Annotated in this window: 15 protein-coding genes and 2 CRISPR repeat arrays; of the genes, 6 read left to right on the plus strand and 9 right to left on the minus strand. The window is 67.5% G+C overall.

Going from position 1 to position 17,541, the window contains the following annotated elements; translation table 11 throughout:
• Positions 1 to 12: 12 nt before the first annotated feature.
• From cas4 to cas2, 3 genes are read left to right on the plus strand one after another with little or no spacing between them, the layout of a single operon-like run.
• Positions 13 to 672 carry a CRISPR-associated protein Cas4 gene (gene cas4 / locus AVMA1855_RS17095; RefSeq protein WP_284426626.1) on the plus strand — a complete coding sequence of 220 codons (660 nt, stop codon included), beginning with the start codon at positions 13 to 15 and terminating at the stop codon, positions 670 to 672.
• Positions 657 to 1,697 (plus strand): type I-C CRISPR-associated endonuclease Cas1c, encoded by a 1,041-nt coding sequence (gene cas1c, locus AVMA1855_RS17100; protein ID WP_284426627.1) that lies wholly within the window; start codon positions 657 to 659, stop codon positions 1,695 to 1,697. The genes cas4 and cas1c overlap by 16 nt, the downstream gene beginning before the upstream one ends.
• Positions 1,698 to 1,710: 13 nt before the next feature.
• Positions 1,711 to 2,001: a CRISPR-associated endonuclease Cas2 gene (gene cas2, locus AVMA1855_RS17105; protein WP_272565093.1), complete on the plus strand. Its 291-nt coding sequence runs from the start codon at positions 1,711 to 1,713 to the stop codon at positions 1,999 to 2,001.
• Positions 2,002 to 2,204: 203 nt separating this feature from the next.
• Positions 2,205 to 5,231: a CRISPR direct-repeat array (repeat unit 32 nt; unit sequence GTCGCGCCCCGTGCGGGCGCGTGGGTTGAAAC).
• A gap of 131 nt (positions 5,232 to 5,362) precedes the next feature.
• Positions 5,363 to 5,730: direct repeats of the CRISPR family, unit length 32 nt; unit sequence GTCGCGCCCCGTGCGGGCGCGTGGGTTGAAAC.
• 34 nt (positions 5,731 to 5,764) lie between these two features.
• Here the strand turns inward: cas2 and AVMA1855_RS17110 are convergent.
• Positions 5,765 to 7,393, minus strand: a complete 1,629-nt coding sequence (locus AVMA1855_RS17110; protein WP_284426628.1) for an ABC transporter permease — start codon at positions 7,391 to 7,393, stop codon at positions 5,765 to 5,767.
• Between the two features lie 147 nt (positions 7,394 to 7,540).
• Between AVMA1855_RS17110 and AVMA1855_RS17115 the strand changes: the two genes are divergently transcribed.
• Positions 7,541 to 8,608 (plus strand): ABC transporter ATP-binding protein, encoded by a 1,068-nt coding sequence (locus tag AVMA1855_RS17115; protein WP_284426629.1) that lies wholly within the window; start codon positions 7,541 to 7,543, stop codon positions 8,606 to 8,608.
• Positions 8,609 to 8,676: 68 nt separating this feature from the next.
• On the opposite strand, the gene AVMA1855_RS17120 is transcribed toward AVMA1855_RS17115, so the two are convergent.
• Entirely contained in the window at positions 8,677 to 9,474 is a 798-nt protein-coding gene (locus tag AVMA1855_RS17120; RefSeq protein WP_284426630.1) for a LysO family transporter, read from the minus strand.
• Positions 9,475 to 9,698: 224 nt separating this feature from the next.
• Entirely contained in the window at positions 9,699 to 10,463 is a 765-nt protein-coding gene (locus AVMA1855_RS17125) for a 2OG-Fe dioxygenase family protein (RefSeq protein WP_284426631.1), read from the minus strand.
• Positions 10,464 to 10,781: 318 nt separating this feature from the next.
• Between AVMA1855_RS17125 and AVMA1855_RS17130 the strand changes: the two genes are divergently transcribed.
• Entirely contained in the window at positions 10,782 to 11,234 is a 453-nt protein-coding gene (locus AVMA1855_RS17130) for an Lrp/AsnC family transcriptional regulator (protein WP_284393243.1), read from the plus strand.
• A gap of 61 nt (positions 11,235 to 11,295) precedes the next feature.
• On the opposite strand, the gene AVMA1855_RS17135 is transcribed toward AVMA1855_RS17130, so the two are convergent.
• The 6 genes from AVMA1855_RS17135 to AVMA1855_RS17160 form a co-directional block, all read right to left on the minus strand.
• Positions 11,296 to 12,036 (minus strand): lysophospholipid acyltransferase family protein, encoded by a 741-nt coding sequence (locus AVMA1855_RS17135; protein ID WP_284426632.1) that lies wholly within the window; start codon positions 12,034 to 12,036, stop codon positions 11,296 to 11,298.
• A gap of 31 nt (positions 12,037 to 12,067) precedes the next feature.
• Positions 12,068 to 13,369 (minus strand): dihydroorotase, encoded by a 1,302-nt coding sequence (locus tag AVMA1855_RS17140; RefSeq protein ID WP_272567375.1) that lies wholly within the window; start codon positions 13,367 to 13,369, stop codon positions 12,068 to 12,070.
• A gap of 71 nt (positions 13,370 to 13,440) precedes the next feature.
• Positions 13,441 to 14,403 (minus strand): aspartate carbamoyltransferase catalytic subunit, encoded by a 963-nt coding sequence (locus tag AVMA1855_RS17145; RefSeq protein ID WP_284426633.1) that lies wholly within the window; start codon positions 14,401 to 14,403, stop codon positions 13,441 to 13,443.
• 2 nt (positions 14,404 to 14,405) lie between these two features.
• Complete coding sequence (gene pyrR / locus AVMA1855_RS17150) at positions 14,406 to 14,939, minus strand: bifunctional pyr operon transcriptional regulator/uracil phosphoribosyltransferase PyrR (RefSeq protein ID WP_284426634.1); 534 nt, start codon at positions 14,937 to 14,939, stop codon at positions 14,406 to 14,408.
• Positions 14,936 to 15,370 (minus strand): Holliday junction resolvase RuvX, encoded by a 435-nt coding sequence (ruvX, locus tag AVMA1855_RS17155; protein WP_284426635.1) that lies wholly within the window; start codon positions 15,368 to 15,370, stop codon positions 14,936 to 14,938. The genes pyrR and ruvX overlap by 4 nt, the downstream gene beginning before the upstream one ends.
• Positions 15,367 to 15,966: a YqgE/AlgH family protein gene (locus AVMA1855_RS17160; protein WP_284426636.1), complete on the minus strand. Its 600-nt coding sequence runs from the start codon at positions 15,964 to 15,966 to the stop codon at positions 15,367 to 15,369. The genes ruvX and AVMA1855_RS17160 overlap by 4 nt, the downstream gene beginning before the upstream one ends.
• 21 nt (positions 15,967 to 15,987) lie before the next feature.
• On the opposite strand from AVMA1855_RS17160, the gene AVMA1855_RS17165 reads away from it, so the two are divergent.
• Positions 15,988 to 17,460 carry a cryptochrome/photolyase family protein gene (locus AVMA1855_RS17165; RefSeq protein ID WP_284426637.1) on the plus strand — a complete coding sequence of 491 codons (1,473 nt, stop codon included), beginning with the start codon at positions 15,988 to 15,990 and terminating at the stop codon, positions 17,458 to 17,460.
• Positions 17,461 to 17,541: the final 81 nt, after the last annotated feature.

The raw sequence follows: 17,541 nt of genomic DNA on the forward strand, positions 1-17,541 counted from the left end.
TGGAGGCAGGCCGTGGACGAATCGGACTTCATTCCCCTTTCGGCGCTGCAACACTACCTGTATTGCCCTCGCCAGTGCGCCCTCATCCACGTGGAGCAGTTGTGGGCGGAAAGCCGCCACACCGCAGAGGGGCGGGTGCTGCACGAGCGCGCCGACAAGCCCCGGGGCGAGCGCCGACGCGGTGTGCGCACGGTCACGGCCATGCCGCTGACGCACCCGGGGCTGGGCATCACCGGCATTGCGGATGTGGTGGAGTTCCACGAGATCGAAGACGGCGAACAGGCGTTTCCCGTGGAATACAAACGCGGGCGGCCCAAGGCCCATCGCGCGGACGAAGTGCAACTGTGCGCACAGGCCCTGTGCCTGGAAGCGATGCTGGAGCAGCCGATTGCGCAGGGCGCCCTGTTCTATGGCGAGACACGCCGGCGCACCGATGTGCCGTTCGATCAGGCCCTGCGCCAACTCACGCGGGAAACCATCGGTGCCACACGCACCATGCTGGACGCGAACATCACACCCACCGCGCAGTACAGCCCCAAGCGGTGCGATGCCTGCTCGCTGCTCGACCTGTGCCAGCCCAAGCTGCTGGGACACCAGAGCAGCGTGAACGACTGGCTCGCCCGACAACTGAAAGAAGACAGCGAGGCGGAGCCACCATGCGCAGACAGTTGAACACCCTGTATGTGACCACCGAAGGGGCTTGGCTTCACAAGGACGGTGCGAACATCGTGATGGAAGTCGAGCAAACGGTGCGTGCCCGGCTGCCCGTGCACATGCTGGAAAGCCTGGTGTGCTTTGGCCGCGTGCTGGTGTCGCCCCCTTTGCTGGGCTATTGCGCGGAGCAGGGCATCAGCACCTGCTTTCTCACGACCAACGGCAAGTTTCTGGCACGAGTGGAAGGACCGGTGTCCGGCAACGTCCTGCTGCGGCGCGTGCAATACCGCAACGCGGACAACCCCGAGGGGTGTGCCGGCATCGTGCGCAATCTTTTGCAGGGCAAGCTGCACAACCAGCGCGCCGTGCTGGGCCGGGCCCTGCGCGATCACAGCAGCAAGCTGGCGGCCGGAGACGAAGCCGCCCTGGCGCATGCCCACCAGCGTCTGGAACGCATCGCGGGCAAGCTGGCCCAGACACCGTCAGTGGACCTGCTGCGCGGATACGAGGGCGAAGCGGCGCAGGCTTACTTCGGGGTGTTCGATCACCTCATCCGCGTGCCCGGCACCGCCATGCGGTTCACCGGGCGCAGCCGCAGGCCGCCGCTGGATGCGGTCAACGCCCTGCTCTCTTTTTTATACACGCTGGTGACCCACGATTGCCGCTCGGCCCTGGAAAGCGTGGGGCTGGACCCGGCGGTGGGCTTTCTGCACCGCGACCGGCCAGGCCGGCCCAGCTTGGCGCTGGACCTTCTGGAGGAGTTTCGGCCGCTGCTGGCCGACCGGCTGGCGCTGTCGCTGATCAACTTGCGCCAGATCGGCGAGCGCGATTTTCAGACGATGGACAACGGCGCCGTGCTGCTGCGCGAAGAATCGCGCAAGACGGTGCTGACGGCCTACCAGGAGCGCAAGCGCGAAACGCTGCGGCACGTTTTCCTGGAAGAGAAGGCGCCCATCGGGCTGTTTCCATTCATCCAGGCCCAATTGCTGGCCCGCCACTTGCGCGGCGACCTCGACGCCTACCCACCCTTCCTTTGGAAATGAGGCATCGCCGATCATGATGGTGCTTGTGAGCTATGACGTCCGTTCGCAGGACAAGGTGGGTGCCCGGCGCCTGCGGCACATCGCCAAAGCATGTCTGGATTTTGGCCAGCGCGTGCAGTACTCGGTGTTCGAGATCGAAGTGGACTCGGCACAATGGGTGGCCCTGAAAAACCGCTTGGTCCAGATCATCGACCCGGCCACGGACAGCCTGCGGTTTTACTACCTGGGCCAACAATGGAAAGACCGGGTGGAACACGTGGGGGCCAAGCCCGTTCTCGACCTGAACGCTCCACTCATTCTCTGATACGCCTTGGGCACCAGCGGCGCCATTTTGCGAACCCCAAGCGACTGGGCACGGCCATCGCGCTTCGCGGAGTTCTAACTCTTTGATTGATCGATGATTTTTCTCCTGGCACGTGGGAGAGGCGCTGGTACGCCTGCCAAAGGGAAGGGGTTCGCGGAAAGAGGGGATTTTTGCTAGTGGGGACAGGCGGTTATAAATGGGCTGTCGCGCCCCGTGCGGGCGCGTGGGTTGAAACTTTCTCCGGCTCTTCGCCGGCGTATTACCGGGCGCGTCGCGCCCCGTGCGGGCGCGTGGGTTGAAACCTCACCGGTGAACTGGCCGATGGGCACGGCCTGCTCGTCGCGCCCCGTGCGGGCGCGTGGGTTGAAACCTGACTGATCTTGATCCGGTAGGTGTGCGGCGAGAGTCGCGCCCCGTGCGGGCGCGTGGGTTGAAACGTTTTCTAGGACCTATCGATGGCCACTCGTTCCAGGTCGCGCCCCGTGCGGGCGCGTGGGTTGAAACAATTGAACGAGGTATTCAAACACGTGAGAAAGACTGTCGCGCCCCGTGCGGGCGCGTGGGTTGAAACTTCACCGCCCTCGACATCGTGCGCTGGGCCCGCACGTCGCGCCCCGTGCGGGCGCGTGGGTTGAAACAATGTTGCAGTTAAAAGACAACCCCATCGGCGGCCGTCGCGCCCCGTGCGGGCGCGTGGGTTGAAACTGCCACCAGCAGCGCCGGCATCAGGATGTCGCGCGGTCGCGCCCCGTGCGGGCGCGTGGGTTGAAACTGGGACAGCATCGACTCTGCCGCCCGGGCGCTCTGGTCGCGCCCCGTGCGGGCGCGTGGGTTGAAACGTCTTCCCGGCGCACTACCGCCACGGGTACGGCGTCGCGCCCCGTGCGGGCGCGTGGGTTGAAACTGGCCGTGCGCGCCGACGCCAGCACCAGCCCTGGGTCGCGCCCCGTGCGGGCGCGTGGGTTGAAACCACGCCGCCGATCCCGAGACCGTGCAGCGATCGGAAGTCGCGCCCCGTGCGGGCGCGTGGGTTGAAACCGCAGCACCACGCAGCGCTCGCCAGGTGGTGCTGGTCGCGCCCCGTGCGGGCGCGTGGGTTGAAACTGCTTCGGATCCTGCGGCACCATGTTGGCCAGCGGTCGCGCCCCGTGCGGGCGCGTGGGTTGAAACGACAGCGTTGCCGTGGCCGCGCAGGACGCAGCGAGTCGCGCCCCGTGCGGGCGCGTGGGTTGAAACTGGAGCCCTATGAACGCGATTGAGTTTGGAGACTGGTCGCGCCCCGTGCGGGCGCGTGGGTTGAAACAGCAAAAGCACGCTGCCGGCCACCGGGCAATACACGTCGCGCCCCGTGCGGGCGCGTGGGTTGAAACAGCGATAGCACCGCAACCACCATCCGCATCGTGTCGTCGCGCCCCGTGCGGGCGCGTGGGTTGAAACTCGCGTCTCTCCAAAGCCAGACGGAGAGCATCGGTCGCGCCCCGTGCGGGCGCGTGGGTTGAAACGCGTTCAAGCAGGCGGCCACCTCCGGCCTGGGCTGTCGCGCCCCGTGCGGGCGCGTGGGTTGAAACACGACCGGACGATGCACCATGACCACCAAACCAGAGTCGCGCCCCGTGCGGGCGCGTGGGTTGAAACGTACCATGCCTGATCCTTGCGGGGGTCGTCGCGCGTCGCGCCCCGTGCGGGCGCGTGGGTTGAAACTACGAAGGGTGCGACTACCCGCACCCCATGCGCTGGTCGCGCCCCGTGCGGGCGCGTGGGTTGAAACTACAAGGCACGCGTTTTCTTGGAGCATGTGCCCTGTCGCGCCCCGTGCGGGCGCGTGGGTTGAAACACCGAAAACATCCGCAAGGGCATTCCCGGCCATGTGGTCGCGCCCCGTGCGGGCGCGTGGGTTGAAACCGGTGGCACCTGTCGCGCCTGTACTGCCCGTAGCGTCGCGCCCCGTGCGGGCGCGTGGGTTGAAACACCATCCACGTCTTTCGTCGCGTACAGAGTGCGCGTCGCGCCCCGTGCGGGCGCGTGGGTTGAAACATTTGACGATACTCCTGTAGTTGATGGAAACGGGGACGTCGCGCCCCGTGCGGGCGCGTGGGTTGAAACAGAACACCTATCGTGCAGTGGTCGAAAACAAAGAGTCGCGCCCCGTGCGGGCGCGTGGGTTGAAACGCTGGTTTCTTGACAATTTCACTATTGGCACTTTGTCGCGCCCCGTGCGGGCGCGTGGGTTGAAACTTTGGCCGCTTTGTTGGCTTCAACCATGCGCGCCAGTCGCGCCCCGTGCGGGCGCGTGGGTTGAAACTGCAAGTGCCGGCCACCATCGGCACTTTCGTTTCGTCGCGCCCCGTGCGGGCGCGTGGGTTGAAACAGCCAGCCCAACAGAAATTTCTGCTGAGTGCGGTCGTCGCGCCCCGTGCGGGCGCGTGGGTTGAAACCCGGACAAGGTGGAAGAGATCCTGGCGGATGCCTAGTCGCGCCCCGTGCGGGCGCGTGGGTTGAAACGTGTTGATCCGTATCGCCCGCTGGGTGATATCGAGTCGCGCCCCGTGCGGGCGCGTGGGTTGAAACACGTGGGCCAGTTCGCACCCGGCGTTGTGGTCACGTCGCGCCCCGTGCGGGCGCGTGGGTTGAAACTTGGTCTAACCACGGCATGCGCGTTATCGACAAGGTCGCGCCCCGTGCGGGCGCGTGGGTTGAAACTCTACAAACTACGGATGTTTTTGGAGCATCTGCCCGTCGCGCCCCGTGCGGGCGCGTGGGTTGAAACCTTTCCCTGGCCAGCCAGGAGAAATGGGGCGGATCGTCGCGCCCCGTGCGGGCGCGTGGGTTGAAACCTCCGCCGCTCCCGAGATGACGAGGGATTCAGCCGTCGCGCCCCGTGCGGGCGCGTGGGTTGAAACGACCTGATGGGCAAAATCGCCCCGATCGCCCCCGTCGCGCCCCGTGCGGGCGCGTGGGTTGAAACCTGTCCAGGCAGCGCGATCTGCTGGTGTCTCTATGTCGCGCCCCGTGCGGGCGCGTGGGTTGAAACAAGATCACAGACGTCAGCTTGGTTCCCAAAGCGGGTCGCGCCCCGTGCGGGCGCGTGGGTTGAAACGGCAACACCACCAGCAGCGCGGCCGGTCGGTACCGTCGCGCCCCGTGCGAGCGCGTGGGTTGAAACTCGCGCTCGAAGATGCTCCGGCCTTGGATGTTCCGTCGCGCCCCGTGCGGGCGCGTGGGTTGAAACTCGGGCAACCGGGCGCCCGTGGTGCGCGCGCTGCCCGTCGCGCCCCGTGCGGCGCGTGGGTTGAAACAGCACCTCGTCAGCGGTCACGGTGCGGGTGGCGGTCAAGCAGTGGGGTGAGTGGGTGCCGCGCGGGTCGCGCCCCGTGCGGGCGCGTGGGTTGAAACCGCCAATGCCTGCAGATCATCAACACCCTGCTGATGTCGCGCCCCGCGCGGGCGCGTGGGTTGAAACCACGATACCCGGCACACAGCTGCAACCCGCCTGGCGGTCGCGCCCCGTGCGGGCGCGTGGGTTGAAACCTCACGTGGTGGAGCGATGGCGACCTGGACGATGAGTCGCGCCCCGTGCGGGCGCGTGGGTTGAAACTGTGTCCTCGCTGTGTGAGGGCCCTGGCTATACGGTCGCGCCCCGTGCGGGCGCGTGGGTTGAAACACGGACATCCGCGTCAAGCTGACCTCGGTCGAGGCAGTCGCGCCCCGTGCGGGTGCGTGGTTTTAAACAGGCTCTGAAAAGCCGCCCCCCTCTATCTCACCCTCACCCCCGGCTCCGCAACGTCCGACTCAACAGCACAACCGGCACCAGCCCCACCGCCACCAGCGCCAGCGACGGCAAGGCCGCTTCGCCCAGCCGCTCGTCGCGCGCCAGCTGGTAGGCGACCACGGCCAGGGTGTCGCTGTTGAAGGGCCGCAGCACCATGGTGGCGGGCAGTTCCTTCATCACGTCGACGAACACCAGCAGCGCCGCGGCGGCCGTGGAGCGCTGGAGCAGGGGCCAGTGCACCCGGGCCAGCAGGCCGACACCGCCGGCGCCCAGCATGCGGGCGGAGTCGTCCAGGCTGGCGGGAATGCGCGCGTAGCCGCTTTGCATGGACTGCAGGGCCACGGCGCAGAACCGCACGAGGTAGGCCCACACGATGCCGACCGCAGTGGCGGTGATGATCGATGGCAGGCCCCACTGGGGCGCGGCGGCCTGCAGCCAGCCCACGGGCAGCAGCAGGCCCACGACGATCACGGCGCCGGGCACGGCATACCCCAGGCTGGCCAGTTGCGCCACGCCGCGGGTGAGCGCGCCGGCCCGCCGCCGCACGGCGAAGGCCAGCACCAGGGCGATGGCCACGGCCAGCACGGCGGTGATGCTGCCCAGGCGCACGCTGTTGCCGGCCCACTCCAGAAAGCGCGACCAGGGCAGCACAGACCAGTCGGCCGCCAGGGGCCGGAGCATGAAGGCCACCGGTGCCACGAAGCCGAAAACCACCGGTAGCACGCAAACTGCCCACGCGGCGGCGCAGCGCAGCCCCTGCAGCCGCTGCGGCTGGGCCTCGGCGGAGCCCGCGCGGCCCGCCCCACCCGCGGCAAAGCGCATGCGCCGCTGCGCACGCTGCTCCAGTTGCAGCAGCAGCATGACGAGCACCAGCAGGATGGTGGCCAGTTGCGCCGCGGCCAGGCGGTTGTCCATCGACAGCCAAGCCTTGTAGATGCCGGTGGTGAAGGTCTGGATGCCGAAGTAGCTCACCACGCCGAAGTCAGCCAGCGTTTCCATGAGGACCAGCGCCACGCCGGCCGCGACCGCGGGGCGCGCCAGCGGCAGCGCGACGGTGCGCACGCGCCGCGCCAGCGGCGCCCCCAGCAGGCGGGCGGCTTCCATGAGGTGGGCGGCGCGCTCGCCCAGTGCCGTGCGGGCCAGCAGGTACACATAGGGATAGAGCGAGAAGATGAACACCCACACCGCCCCGCCCAGGCTACGCACCTCGGGCAGCAGCCGGCCTTGCAGGCCATAGGTTTCGCGCAGCCACACCTGCAGCGGGCCGCTGAACTGCAGGAAGTCGGTGTACGCGTAGGCGGTCACATAGGCCGGCATGGCCAGCGGCAGCAGCAGCAGCCATTCCAGCGTGCGGCGGCCGCGAAAGTCGAACAGGGTGACGGCAGCGGCCGTCGCCGTGCCCACCACCGCCGCGCCGATGGCCACGGCCAGGCCCAGCCACACGGTGGTGGCGAAGTAGCCGGGCAGCACGGTGGCGGCCATTTCGCGAAGGATGGCCCCGGCCTCGGCGCCACCGGCGCTGCCCGGCAGCCACGAAGCGAGCACGGCCAACACCGGCAAGGTCAGCGCGGCGGCCAGCAGCAGCAGGGGAATGGATCGCAGGGCAGAAAGAAGGCGTGACAAGGACGGGCCCTGAAGGGAAGGGTCGGGAGAATCGGACGGGGCATTCCGGTCGAAGATGGCCTCGGTCGAGCGCTGAGGGGCAGACCGGCAGGGTAGTCTGGATGCAAATGCGAATTCTACGCATTGGCGCCTTCTAGAATCGCTGCCATGTTCCTTGAAGTCTCCCAACTGGAAGTGCGCTACGCCGGCCGCGCGCAAGCCGCCGTGCGCGGCGTCACCCTGGGCCTCGCAGCGGGCGAGATCGGCGTGCTCATCGGCCCTTCCGGCTGCGGCAAGACCACGCTGCTGCGCGCCGTGGCCGGGCTGGAGCCCGTGACGGCCGGCGAGATCCGGCTCAGCGGCGCCGTGGTGAGCGGCGGCGCGGGCCGCAGCGTGCCACCGGAGCAGCGGCGCATCGGCATGGTGTTCCAGGACTACGCGCTCTTCCCCCACCTGTCCGTGGGGCGCAACGTGGCCTTCGGCATTCACCGCCTGCCGCGCGCCGAACAGGCGGCGCGCGTGGACGAGGTGCTGCAGCTCGTGGGCCTGGAGGGCAGCGCCGCCCGCTTTCCGCACGAGCTGTCCGGCGGGCAGCAGCAGCGTGTGGCGCTGGCCCGCGCGCTGGCGCCCCGGCCGCAGCTGATGCTGCTGGACGAGCCGTTTTCCAACCTGGACGTGGACCTGCGCGAGCGCCTGGCGCACGAGGTGCGCGGCATCCTGAAAGCGGCCGGCGCCACGGCGCTGTTCGTCACGCACGATCAGCTGGAGGCCTTCGCCATCGGCGACCGCATCGGCGTGATGGAAAGCGGCCAGTTGCACCAGTGGGACGATGCCTATGCGCTCTACCACCGCCCGGCCACGCGTTTCGTGGCCGACTTCATCGGCCACGGGGTGTTCGCGCCGGCCACGCTGGAGCAGCGCGGGGACAACGTGGTGGCCCGCACGCCGCTGGGCGACCTGACCGATGCGGCCGAGTGCCCCCTGCCCACGAGCTACCCCGGCGGGGAATGCGACGTGCTGCTGCGGGCCGACGATGTGGTGCACGACGACGCCTCGCCCGTGCAGGCGCGCATCGTCCGCAAGTCATTCCGGGGCTCGGAGTTCCTGTACACGCTGCAGCTGCGGGACGGCCTCACGGTGATGGCCCACGTGCCGAGCCACCACGACCACGCCGTGGGAGAGTGGATCGGCATTCGCCCGCAGGTGGACCACGTGGTGGCGTTTCCGCGGGCCTGATCCCGCGATGGGTGCGTCGATGGTGGCGACGGCCTGCCTCGCCCCCATCCAGGGCGAACAGCGGCCGTCTACGACAGGAAGAAGGCGATGAAGACGGGGGCCAGGATGGTGAGAATGAAGCCGCTCACCAGGGCCAACGGGACCGCATCCGGATGGCAGGCCTGCTTGACGATCGGAAGCGTGGAGTCCAGTGCCGTGGCGCCTGCACTGCCGATGCCGATCGCGGGCTGGTAGCGACCGATGGCGTAGAGCGCGACGATCGCTATCAGCTCCCTGAACAAGTCGGTCATCAGCGCCATGGTCCCATAGGTCTGCCCGAGGTGGTGCCCCACCATGACGCTCGACAGGGTGAACCAGCCGAAGCCGCTCGACAGCGCCAGCGAGGTTCTCATGGCCTCGCCCGTGGCCCAGGAGGCCGCGGCCGCACCCACGAACGAGCCGATCACCACCAGCACCGGCACCGACAGCACGGCCCATGAAAACCAGTGGGAGCTGAGCTTGACGTGGGCCAGGTCGATGCCCACCAACACGATCAAGGCCAACAGGATGGCGGAGCTCGATGGCAGCCAGAGGGCACCGGCCAGATACGCCTGGTTGACGAAAAACAGGGCACTGCCCAGCGCCACCATGGACAGGGCAATGCAGCACTCCTTCAGCGGCGGCCAGATGGTGTGAAAGCCCAGTTTGCCGGCCTTGGCGCCCGCCGTGCCGCTGCTGCGAATGCCGGCCGCAAAAATCAGGCCGCAGGGCACCAGGGTGGTCAGCAGGGCGAAGATCACGGCCGTCTTGACCACCTGCCCGACCGATTGCGCAGAAAGAATGACCTCGCCAAACTCCACGCCGATCAGGAAAAGCAGCAGCCACACCAGGGGGAACCTCTCAAAACCCCGGCTCTGGCCAGTCGGCACCCTTATAAAGCAACGAGTTACGAAGATCAAACTTACAAATTCGAAGGTTTTGAGAGGTTTCTCAGGGGCAATATCCAACCGATCAGCCGCTTGCAAAATCGGGGCGGAATGATTTTCCCGGCAAGGAAACCGCCCACCAGCGCCAGCACGATCGGGAGCAAGGAATAAAAAACACCCATGGTTTAAATGCTCTGCCTCATTCTGGAAAAGTCGATGGGTATAACGCAGCGTTCTCCGTCACCCATTTCATTTTCTTTTCGACGAATGGGCGTCACATAATGGGATACGCGCGGATCATGCACCACGAAGCTTTCCAGAAACTGCGAGAGTTCGAATTCCGCGATGACCTGCTCCTTGGGCACCTCGTGCAGCCCGAGGCCACGCGCTTGCACCGTGCCGATGTAATTGGTGCCGCCCACGGTGCTTTTCGTGCGGCGCATCAGATGGGCGAAAGTGAAGGGTTCGCCGTCCTGGTGGAAGCAGTCCGGCGAGCTGATGCCCAGGTCGGACGATGAGCCGGACCGGAGTTTCACGAAATGCACGCCGAAATAGATGGGGGAACGGCGGTCGGCCTCCGACCAGAAGGTGTGCGAGAAATCCTTCTTCACCAGATCGCAGAGGAAATCGGTGGCTTTGGCGGCCTCGCTCAGGGCATGAAAGTACCGGATGTCGGGGTGCTCCGGGTTGTTGCCGCCCTGATCGTAGCCAGACAGGCGGGCACCCTGGTCGTCCTGCACCGTCGGAATCCAATGGATGTCCGCCTGGTCGTCCCACGGAAGGATGATCCCGTTGCCATACCGCCGGAACCGCTGGACCTGCGCAGGCGCGTAGGGGTCGTGCTCCAAGCCATCGAACTCCTGGTGCAGGATTTTCAGTTCACCGGGATCGCATTCGATCTCGGGGATGAATTGGCAGTAACCGTGTGTCTTGAGCTGGTTTTGAATCATTTGATCTCTGCATTAAAAAAGCGGCACCGCGGTCGATTCGCGGCGGCAAATGTCGCTTTGCCGCGATCCGGCCGCCGGGAGCGCGCCACATTGAAAGTCCAGCAGCATTCCTGGCACGCAATAAGCCATGCCCGATCCGCATAAGCCCGGAGAAAATCGTGCTTCCGATTTCTCTCAAGTCGCTTATATTGCCCCTCTGCTGAAACGGCACCCATTCTAATAAGGAGGAATAAATGAGAGGAATGCAAAAAATGAGATTCAAATGCCAATCATCCTAATTAAATTAGATATTTTTCGCCGCTACCTCATTTGAATAATATGGACAACATTGATCGGAATCTGTTGAGCGCCTTGCACGAAGACGCCAAGACCACCGTGAAAGCGCTCAGCGAGCGGGTCGGCCTGTCTCAGCCCAGTTGCGCCGAACGGATCAAGCGACTGATCGACCAGGGAGTGATCGAGAAATTTTCGATCCAGGTATCGCCCAAGGCCATTGGGTTTCCGATTGCAGCGATCGTGCGGGTTCGCCCGCTGCCCGGAGAGCTATCCCGGGTCGAGCAGGTGATTCGTGAAATCGACGAAGTCGTGCAATGCGACAAGGTCACCGGCGACGACGCATTCTTCTGCCGGCTTTATTTGCGCGACATCGAAGCGCTGGACCCTTGCCTGGGCAAGCTCGCGCCGTATGCCACGACGAGCACGTCCATCGTGAAGTCCACGCAGATCGCCAACCGGCTCCTGCCGCTGGAAGACCCGGCCCGCACCCACTGACACCGACACTGGCGCAGCCGCCGATGGCTGCGATGCCGGCAGGCGTGCCTGGGGACGTGGCTCAGGGGCGGCGCAGGGCGTCCACGGCGTGGCGCAGATCGTCGGCCCAGGCGCGGCGGTCGCGGCCCTGCGCCTGCTCCAGCGGGCCGTAGTGCACCACCGCCACCAAGGCGTCTGCGGTCAAGGTGCGCCACAGGGAACCGACCAGGGTGTCGTCGCCCACGTAGTTGGGCGCGGTGGTCGGCGCGCCGGTGGCGCGCTCCACGAAACACAGGCCCACCGGCTGCACGGGGGCATCGGCGGCCACGGCGGCCTGCAGCAGGTTGGCGTGGAAAGGCAGCAGCGCGGTGCCATCGGCCGTGGTGCCTTCGGGAAACACGGCCAGCACCTCGCGGCGCGCCAACGCTTCCTGCATCAGCCGGACCATGCGCACGGCATCGCGGCGCGAACTGCGCTCCAGGTAGAGCGTGCCGGCCGCCGTGGCGAGCGTGCCCACCAGCGGCCAGCCCTTGACGTCGGACTTGGAGATGAACCGGCAATGCCGCGCGGCATGCATGACGGTGATGTCGAGCCAGGACAGGTGGTTGGCCACCAGCAGCACCGGGCCATGGGGCGCGGGCGTGCCGCGCACGTCGAGGGTGATGCCGGCGTGCACCAGCATCTGCCGCGACCAGGCCTGCACGCGCGCATGCTGCTCGCTTTCCGGCATGCGGGGAAACCGCAGCGCCACGGTGCCCAGCCCGGTCACCAGATGCACCAGCACGCGCACCAGGCGCCATGCGGCGCGGACCTGGCGCTTCATGCCGCGGGCCCGGTGGCGGCGGTGCGCACGCTCACTCGCTGCCGCGCTCGAAGGCGATCTGCCCACCCACCAGGGTGCAGCGCACGCGGCCGGGCAGTTCGTAGCCGGAGAACGGCGTGTGCTTGCCCTGGCTGCGCAGCGCACCGGCTTCCACGGTCCAGGCCGCGGCGGGATCGACCACGCACAGGTCGGCCACGCCGCCTTCCACGATCTGGCCCACGCTGGCCTGCAGCGTGCCCAGGGCGCTGCCCAGCACGCGGGCGGGTTCCGACGTGACGGTGGCCAGCGCACGCGCCAGCGGCACGCCGTGGTCGGCGGACCACTTGAGGGCGATGCCCAGCAGCAGTTCGAGCCCGGTCGCGCCCGGCTCGGCCTCGGCGAACGGCAGGGTCTTGGCGTCTTCATCCACCGGGGTGTGGTCGGACACCAGCGCATCGATGGTGCCGTCGGCCAGCGCGGCCAGGAGGGCGTCGCGGTCGCGCTGCTGGCGCAGCGGGGGCGACAGGCGGGCGCGGCTGTCGAAGAAGCCGATGTCGGTGTCGGTGAGCAGCAGGGAGTTGATGCTCACGTCGCAGGTCACCTTCAGGCCCTCGGCCTTGGCGCGGCGCACCAGTTCCACGCCCGCGGCGCTGCTGATGCGGCACAGGTGCACGCGTGCGCCCGTGGTCTTGAGCAGTTCGAAGATGGTGTGCAGCGCGATGGTTTCGGCCGCCACGGGCACGCCGGACAGGCCCAGGCGCGTGGCCAGCGGCCCGCTGGCCGCCACGCCGCGCCCCAGGTGCAGTTCCTGCGGGCGCAGCCACACCGTATAGCCGAAGGTGGCGGCGTACTGCAGCGCGCGCTGCGTGACCTGCGTGCTGGCCAGCGGCACGTCGGCCTGGCCGAAGCCCACGCAGCCGGATTCGGTCAGCTCGGCCATTTCGGTCAGCACCTCGCCGGCCAGGCCGCGGGTGAGCGCGCCCAGGGGGAACAGGCGCGCCTGGTGCAGCTTCTCGGCGCGGAACTTGAGCATCTCCACCAGGCCGGGCTCGTCCAGCACGGGGTCGGTGTCGGGCGGGCACACCAGGCTGGTCACGCCGCCGGCCACGGCCGCCGCCATTTCGGATTCGAGCATGCCCTCGTGCTCGTGGCCCGGCTCGCGCAGCCGCGCCGCTAGGTCCACCAGCCCGGGCAGCACGATGCAGCCGGTGGCGTCGATCACGCGGTTGGGCGTGAAGTCGCGGGGCACCCGCTGCACGGCGATGACCCGCCCCGCGGCCAGCGCGATGTCGCCGGTCTGGTCGAGGCCGCTGGCAGGGTCGATCACGCGGCCGTTCTGGATCAGTATCTTCATGGTTTTAAGCAAAAAAGGCCGCCAGCGCAGATATCACTAGGGCATATAGCTATAAATTTCATAGCAGACGATCACGCCTCGTTGCCAGCGACGATCGACATCACCGCCATGCGCACCGCGATGCCGAAGGTGACCTGCGGCAGGATCACGCTCTGCTTGCCGTCCACCACGGCGGAGTCGATCTCCACGCCGCGGTTGATGGGGCCTGGGTGCATGACGATGGCATCGGGCTTGGCCAGCTGCAGCTTCTCGGGCGTGAGACCGAAGCTCTTGAAGTATTCCTGGCTGGACGGCAGCAGCGCGCCACTCATGCGCTCGTTCTGCAGGCGCAGCATGATGACCACATCGGCGTCCTTGATGCCCTCCTCCAGCGTGTGGCACACGCGCACGCCCATCTGGGCCATGTCGGTCGGCACCAGTGTGCGCGGGCCCACCACGCGCACCTCGGCGCAGCCGAGCGTGGTCAGGCCGTGGATGTCCGAACGGGCCACGCGCGAATGCAGCACGTCGCCCACGATGGCCACCGTGAGGTTGCTGAAATCCTTCTTGTAGTGGCGGATGGTGTACATGTCCAGCAGCCCCTGGGTGGGGTGGGCATGCCGGCCATCGCCCGCATTGATGACATGCACGTGCGGCGCCACGTGCTGCGCGATGAGGTAGGGCGCGCCCGATTCGCTGTGCCGCACCACGAACAGGTCGGCAGCCATCGCCGAGAGGTTGGCGATGGTGTCCAGCAGCGACTCGCCCTTGCTGGCCGAACTGCGCGCGATGTCCAGGTTGATCACATCGGCCGACAGGCGCTTGGCGGCGATCTCGAAGGTGGTGCGGGTGCGCGTGCTGTTTTCGAAGAACAGGTTGAACACGCTCTTGCCGCGCAGCAGGGGCACCTTCTTGACCTCGCGGTCGTTCACCGACACGAAGTTGGCCGCGGTGTCGAGGATGTGCGCGACGATGCTCTTGGGCAGGCCCTCGATGGACAGCAGGTGGATCAGCTCGCCGTTGGCGTTCAGTTGGGGATTGCGCTTGTACAGCACCGTCAGGCCTCTTGGACTTGGAAGTGGAAGGTGCCGGCCTCGGTTCGGGCCAGCGCCAGCGATTGCGTGTCCGACAGCGCCACGCGGGCGGCGGCGAACTCGGCCTGCACCGGCAGTTCGCGCCCGCCCCGGTCCACCAGCACGGCCAGCCGCACGCTGGCGGGGCGGCCGTAGTCGAACAGTTCGTTGAGCACCGCGCGGATGGTGCGGCCGGTGTAGAGCACGTCGTCCAGCAGCAGGATGTCGGCGCCGTTCACGTCGAAGGGCAGCGCCGTCTGCGCGCTCACCGCCATGCCGCGCTGCGAGAAATCGTCGCGGTGCATGGCCGACGACAGCACGCCCGCCTCGCCCGGCAGGCCCAGGTCCTTTTGCAGCCGCTCGGCCAGCCAGGCACCGCCCGAGGCGATGCCCGCCAGTTGGGTGTTGGCGGTGCGCAGGCTGCGCACGCCGCGCAGCAGCTCGCGGTACAGCGCTTCGGCGTCGAGCGCGAGGGTGCCCGGGGTGGGCGGTGGGGACGTGTGGGGCGTGGCACTCATGGAAGATTCCTCAAAAACTGCTCCAGGATGATGCAGGCGGAGGCGGCGTCGGCATCGCGGGCGCCGGTCGAATGCGCCTCGGTGGTGCTGTAGCGCTCGTCCACCTCGAACACCTGCAGGCCGAAGCGCCCGCGCAGCTGGCGCGCGAACTTGAGGGCGCGCGCAGTGTTCTCGTGGCTCGCGCCGTCGGGGTGGTAGGGCACGCCGATGACCAGCGCATCGGGCTGCCATTCGCGGATGCGCTCGGCCACCTGCGCGAAGCGGGCATCGCCTTCGGCGCGGATGGTGGCCTGGGGGGTGGCGGTGCGCAGCAGACGCGAACCCACCGCGAACCCGGTGCGCTTGAGACCGAAGTCAAGCGCCAGAAAGCTCTGGAAATGCGCGGGGACGGCCAGCGGGGCGGTGGGAGCGGCGGCGGGCGTGCCGCTCATGCATGCCCCGAGTCGGGCGAGAGCATCCAGGACTGCAGCCCCAGCAGGCCCAGGGCGCGGTCGTAGCGCTCGCCCACCGGCGTGTCGAAGATCACCGACAGGTCGGCGCCCACGGTCAGCCAGCTGTTCTCGGCCAGTTCGGATTCGAGCTGCCCCTCGCCCCAGGACGAGTAGCCCAGGGTGACCAGCACCCGGCGCGGGCCGGCGCCGGTGGACAGGGCCTCGAGCACATCCTTGGAGGTGGTCATCTCCAGCCCGCCCGGAATGGTCATGGTGGAGGCATAGGCCGATTCGTCGGTGTCCACGCTGTCGGTCAGCATGGGTTCGTGCAGCACGAAGCCGCGCTCGGTCTGCACCGGGCCGCCCTGGAAGACGGGCTCCTGGGACAGGTCGGCGCGGCGCAGCGACAGATCGACCTTGTCGAACAGCCCCTTGAGGCTGATGTCGGAGGGTTTGTTGATGATGAGGCCGAGCGCACCACGCTCGCTGTGTTCGCACAGGTACACGACGCTGCGGGCAAACGACGCGTCTTCCAGTCCCGGCATGGCGATCAAGAAATGGTGCGTCAGGTTCATGGGCGCAGAATCGGCAGGCATTTGGCAATTTTAACGACGATCATGGAGCACACCTTTTCATCGGGCCTTGTCTGGTTCCGCCGCGACCTGCGCAGCAACGACCACGCCGCCCTGTACCACGCCCTGCGCCAGTGCGCGCAGGTGCATTGCGCCTTCGTTTTCGACCGCGAGATCCTCGACGCCCTGCCCCGCGCGGACCGGCGCGTGGAGTTCATCCGCGAATCCCTGGTGGAACTGGACGAGGCCCTGCGGGCGCTCTCCAAGGACCCGCATGGCGGCCTCATCGTGCGCCAAGCCATCGCCCACCAGGACATTCCCGCGCTCGCCCAGGCACTGGACGTGCAGGCGGTGTTCGCCAACCACGACGACGAGCCGCTGGCGCTCGAACGCGATGCACGCGTGCGCGGCGCCCTGGATGGCATGGGCAAGCGCCTGCTCACCTTCAAGGACCACAGCATCTTCGAACGCGCCGAGGTGCTGACCCAGTCGGGCACGCCGTACACCGTGTTCACCCCATACAAGAATGCCTGGCTGCGCAAGGCCGACGATTTCTACCTGAGTTCCTACCCCGTCGAGCGCCATGCCGCCCGGCTGGCCCCGCGGCCTGCGGGCCTGCGCCGCGGGGTGCCGTCGCTGCAGTCGCTGGGGTTCGAGCCCACGGGCCTGAAGTCGCTGCACCTGCCCACGGGCATGCAGGGCGCGCAGGCCCTGTTCGAGGACTTCCTCGGCCGCATCGACCACTACGGCGAGGCCCGCGACTTCCCGGCGGTGAAGGGCCCGAGCTACCTGAGCGTGCACCTGCGCTTCGGCACGCTGTCGCCCCGGGTGGCCGCACGCGCGGCGCACGAACGCAGCCGCAAAGGCAGTGCCGGGGCCGCCACCTGGCTGAGCGAGCTGATCTGGCGCGACTTCTACTTCCAGATCCTCGCCCACCACCCCCACGTGGCGGGCGCGAGCTTCAAGCCGGCCTACGATGCGATCGAATGGGAAAGCGGCACTCACGCCAAAGCCCTGTTCGCTGCGTGGTGCGAGGGCCGCACGGGCTACCCGCTGGTCGATGCCGCCATGGCGCAGATCAACCAGACGGGCTACATGCACAACCGCCTGCGCATGGTGGTGGCCAGCTTCCTCACCAAGGACCTGGGACTCGACTGGCGCTGGGGCGAGCGCTACTTTGCCGAGAAGCTGAACGACTTCGACCTGTCGGCCAACAACGGCGGCTGGCAATGGGCCAGCTCCAGCGGCTGCGATGCGCAGCCCTACTTTCGCATCTTCAATCCCGTGAGCCAGAGCGAGAAGTTCGATCGGGACGGCAAGTTCATCCGCCGCTATCTGCCGCAACTGGCGGGCCTGCAGGGCAAGGCGCTGCATGCGCCCTGGACAGCGGCCCCCCTGGAGCTGCAGGCGGCGGGCGTGGTGCTGGGCAAGGACTACCCCCGCCCGGTGGTGGACCACGACGAGGCGCGGCAACGCACGCTCGCGCGGTACGGGGTGGTCAAGGCCGCAAAGGACTGACCCGGCGGCGGCGAATGGCGGCGCGATGGCCTTGGCGGGACAGCGCGCAACCATGCCGACAGCCGTCAGGACATGGTGCGG

Source organism: Acidovorax sp. SUPP1855 (assembly GCF_030158955.1).
GTDB lineage: Bacteria > Pseudomonadota > Gammaproteobacteria > Burkholderiales > Burkholderiaceae_C > Paracidovorax.

Excerpts from the sequence above, each read along its gene's own strand:
- cas1c (WP_284426627.1), top strand. The coding sequence starts at position 657 with ATGCGCAGACAGTTGAACACCCTGTATGTGACCACCGAAGGGGCTTGG.
- cas2 (WP_272565093.1), top strand. The coding sequence starts at position 1,711 with ATGATGGTGCTTGTGAGCTATGACGTCCGTTCGCAGGACAAGGTGGGT.
- AVMA1855_RS17115 (WP_284426629.1), top strand. The coding sequence starts at position 7,541 with ATGTTCCTTGAAGTCTCCCAACTGGAAGTGCGCTACGCCGGCCGCGCG.
- AVMA1855_RS17125 (WP_284426631.1), bottom strand. The coding sequence starts at position 10,463 with ATGATTCAAAACCAGCTCAAGACACACGGTTACTGCCAATTCATCCCC.
- AVMA1855_RS17130 (WP_284393243.1), top strand. The coding sequence starts at position 10,782 with ATGGACAACATTGATCGGAATCTGTTGAGCGCCTTGCACGAAGACGCC.
- AVMA1855_RS17135 (WP_284426632.1), bottom strand. The coding sequence starts at position 12,036 with ATGAAGCGCCAGGTCCGCGCCGCATGGCGCCTGGTGCGCGTGCTGGTG.
- AVMA1855_RS17140 (WP_272567375.1), bottom strand. The coding sequence starts at position 13,369 with ATGAAGATACTGATCCAGAACGGCCGCGTGATCGACCCTGCCAGCGGC.
- pyrR (WP_284426634.1), bottom strand. The coding sequence starts at position 14,939 with ATGAGTGCCACGCCCCACACGTCCCCACCGCCCACCCCGGGCACCCTC.
- ruvX (WP_284426635.1), bottom strand. The coding sequence starts at position 15,370 with ATGAGCGGCACGCCCGCCGCCGCTCCCACCGCCCCGCTGGCCGTCCCC.
- AVMA1855_RS17160 (WP_284426636.1), bottom strand. The coding sequence starts at position 15,966 with ATGCCTGCCGATTCTGCGCCCATGAACCTGACGCACCATTTCTTGATC.
- AVMA1855_RS17165 (WP_284426637.1), top strand. The coding sequence starts at position 15,988 with ATGGAGCACACCTTTTCATCGGGCCTTGTCTGGTTCCGCCGCGACCTG.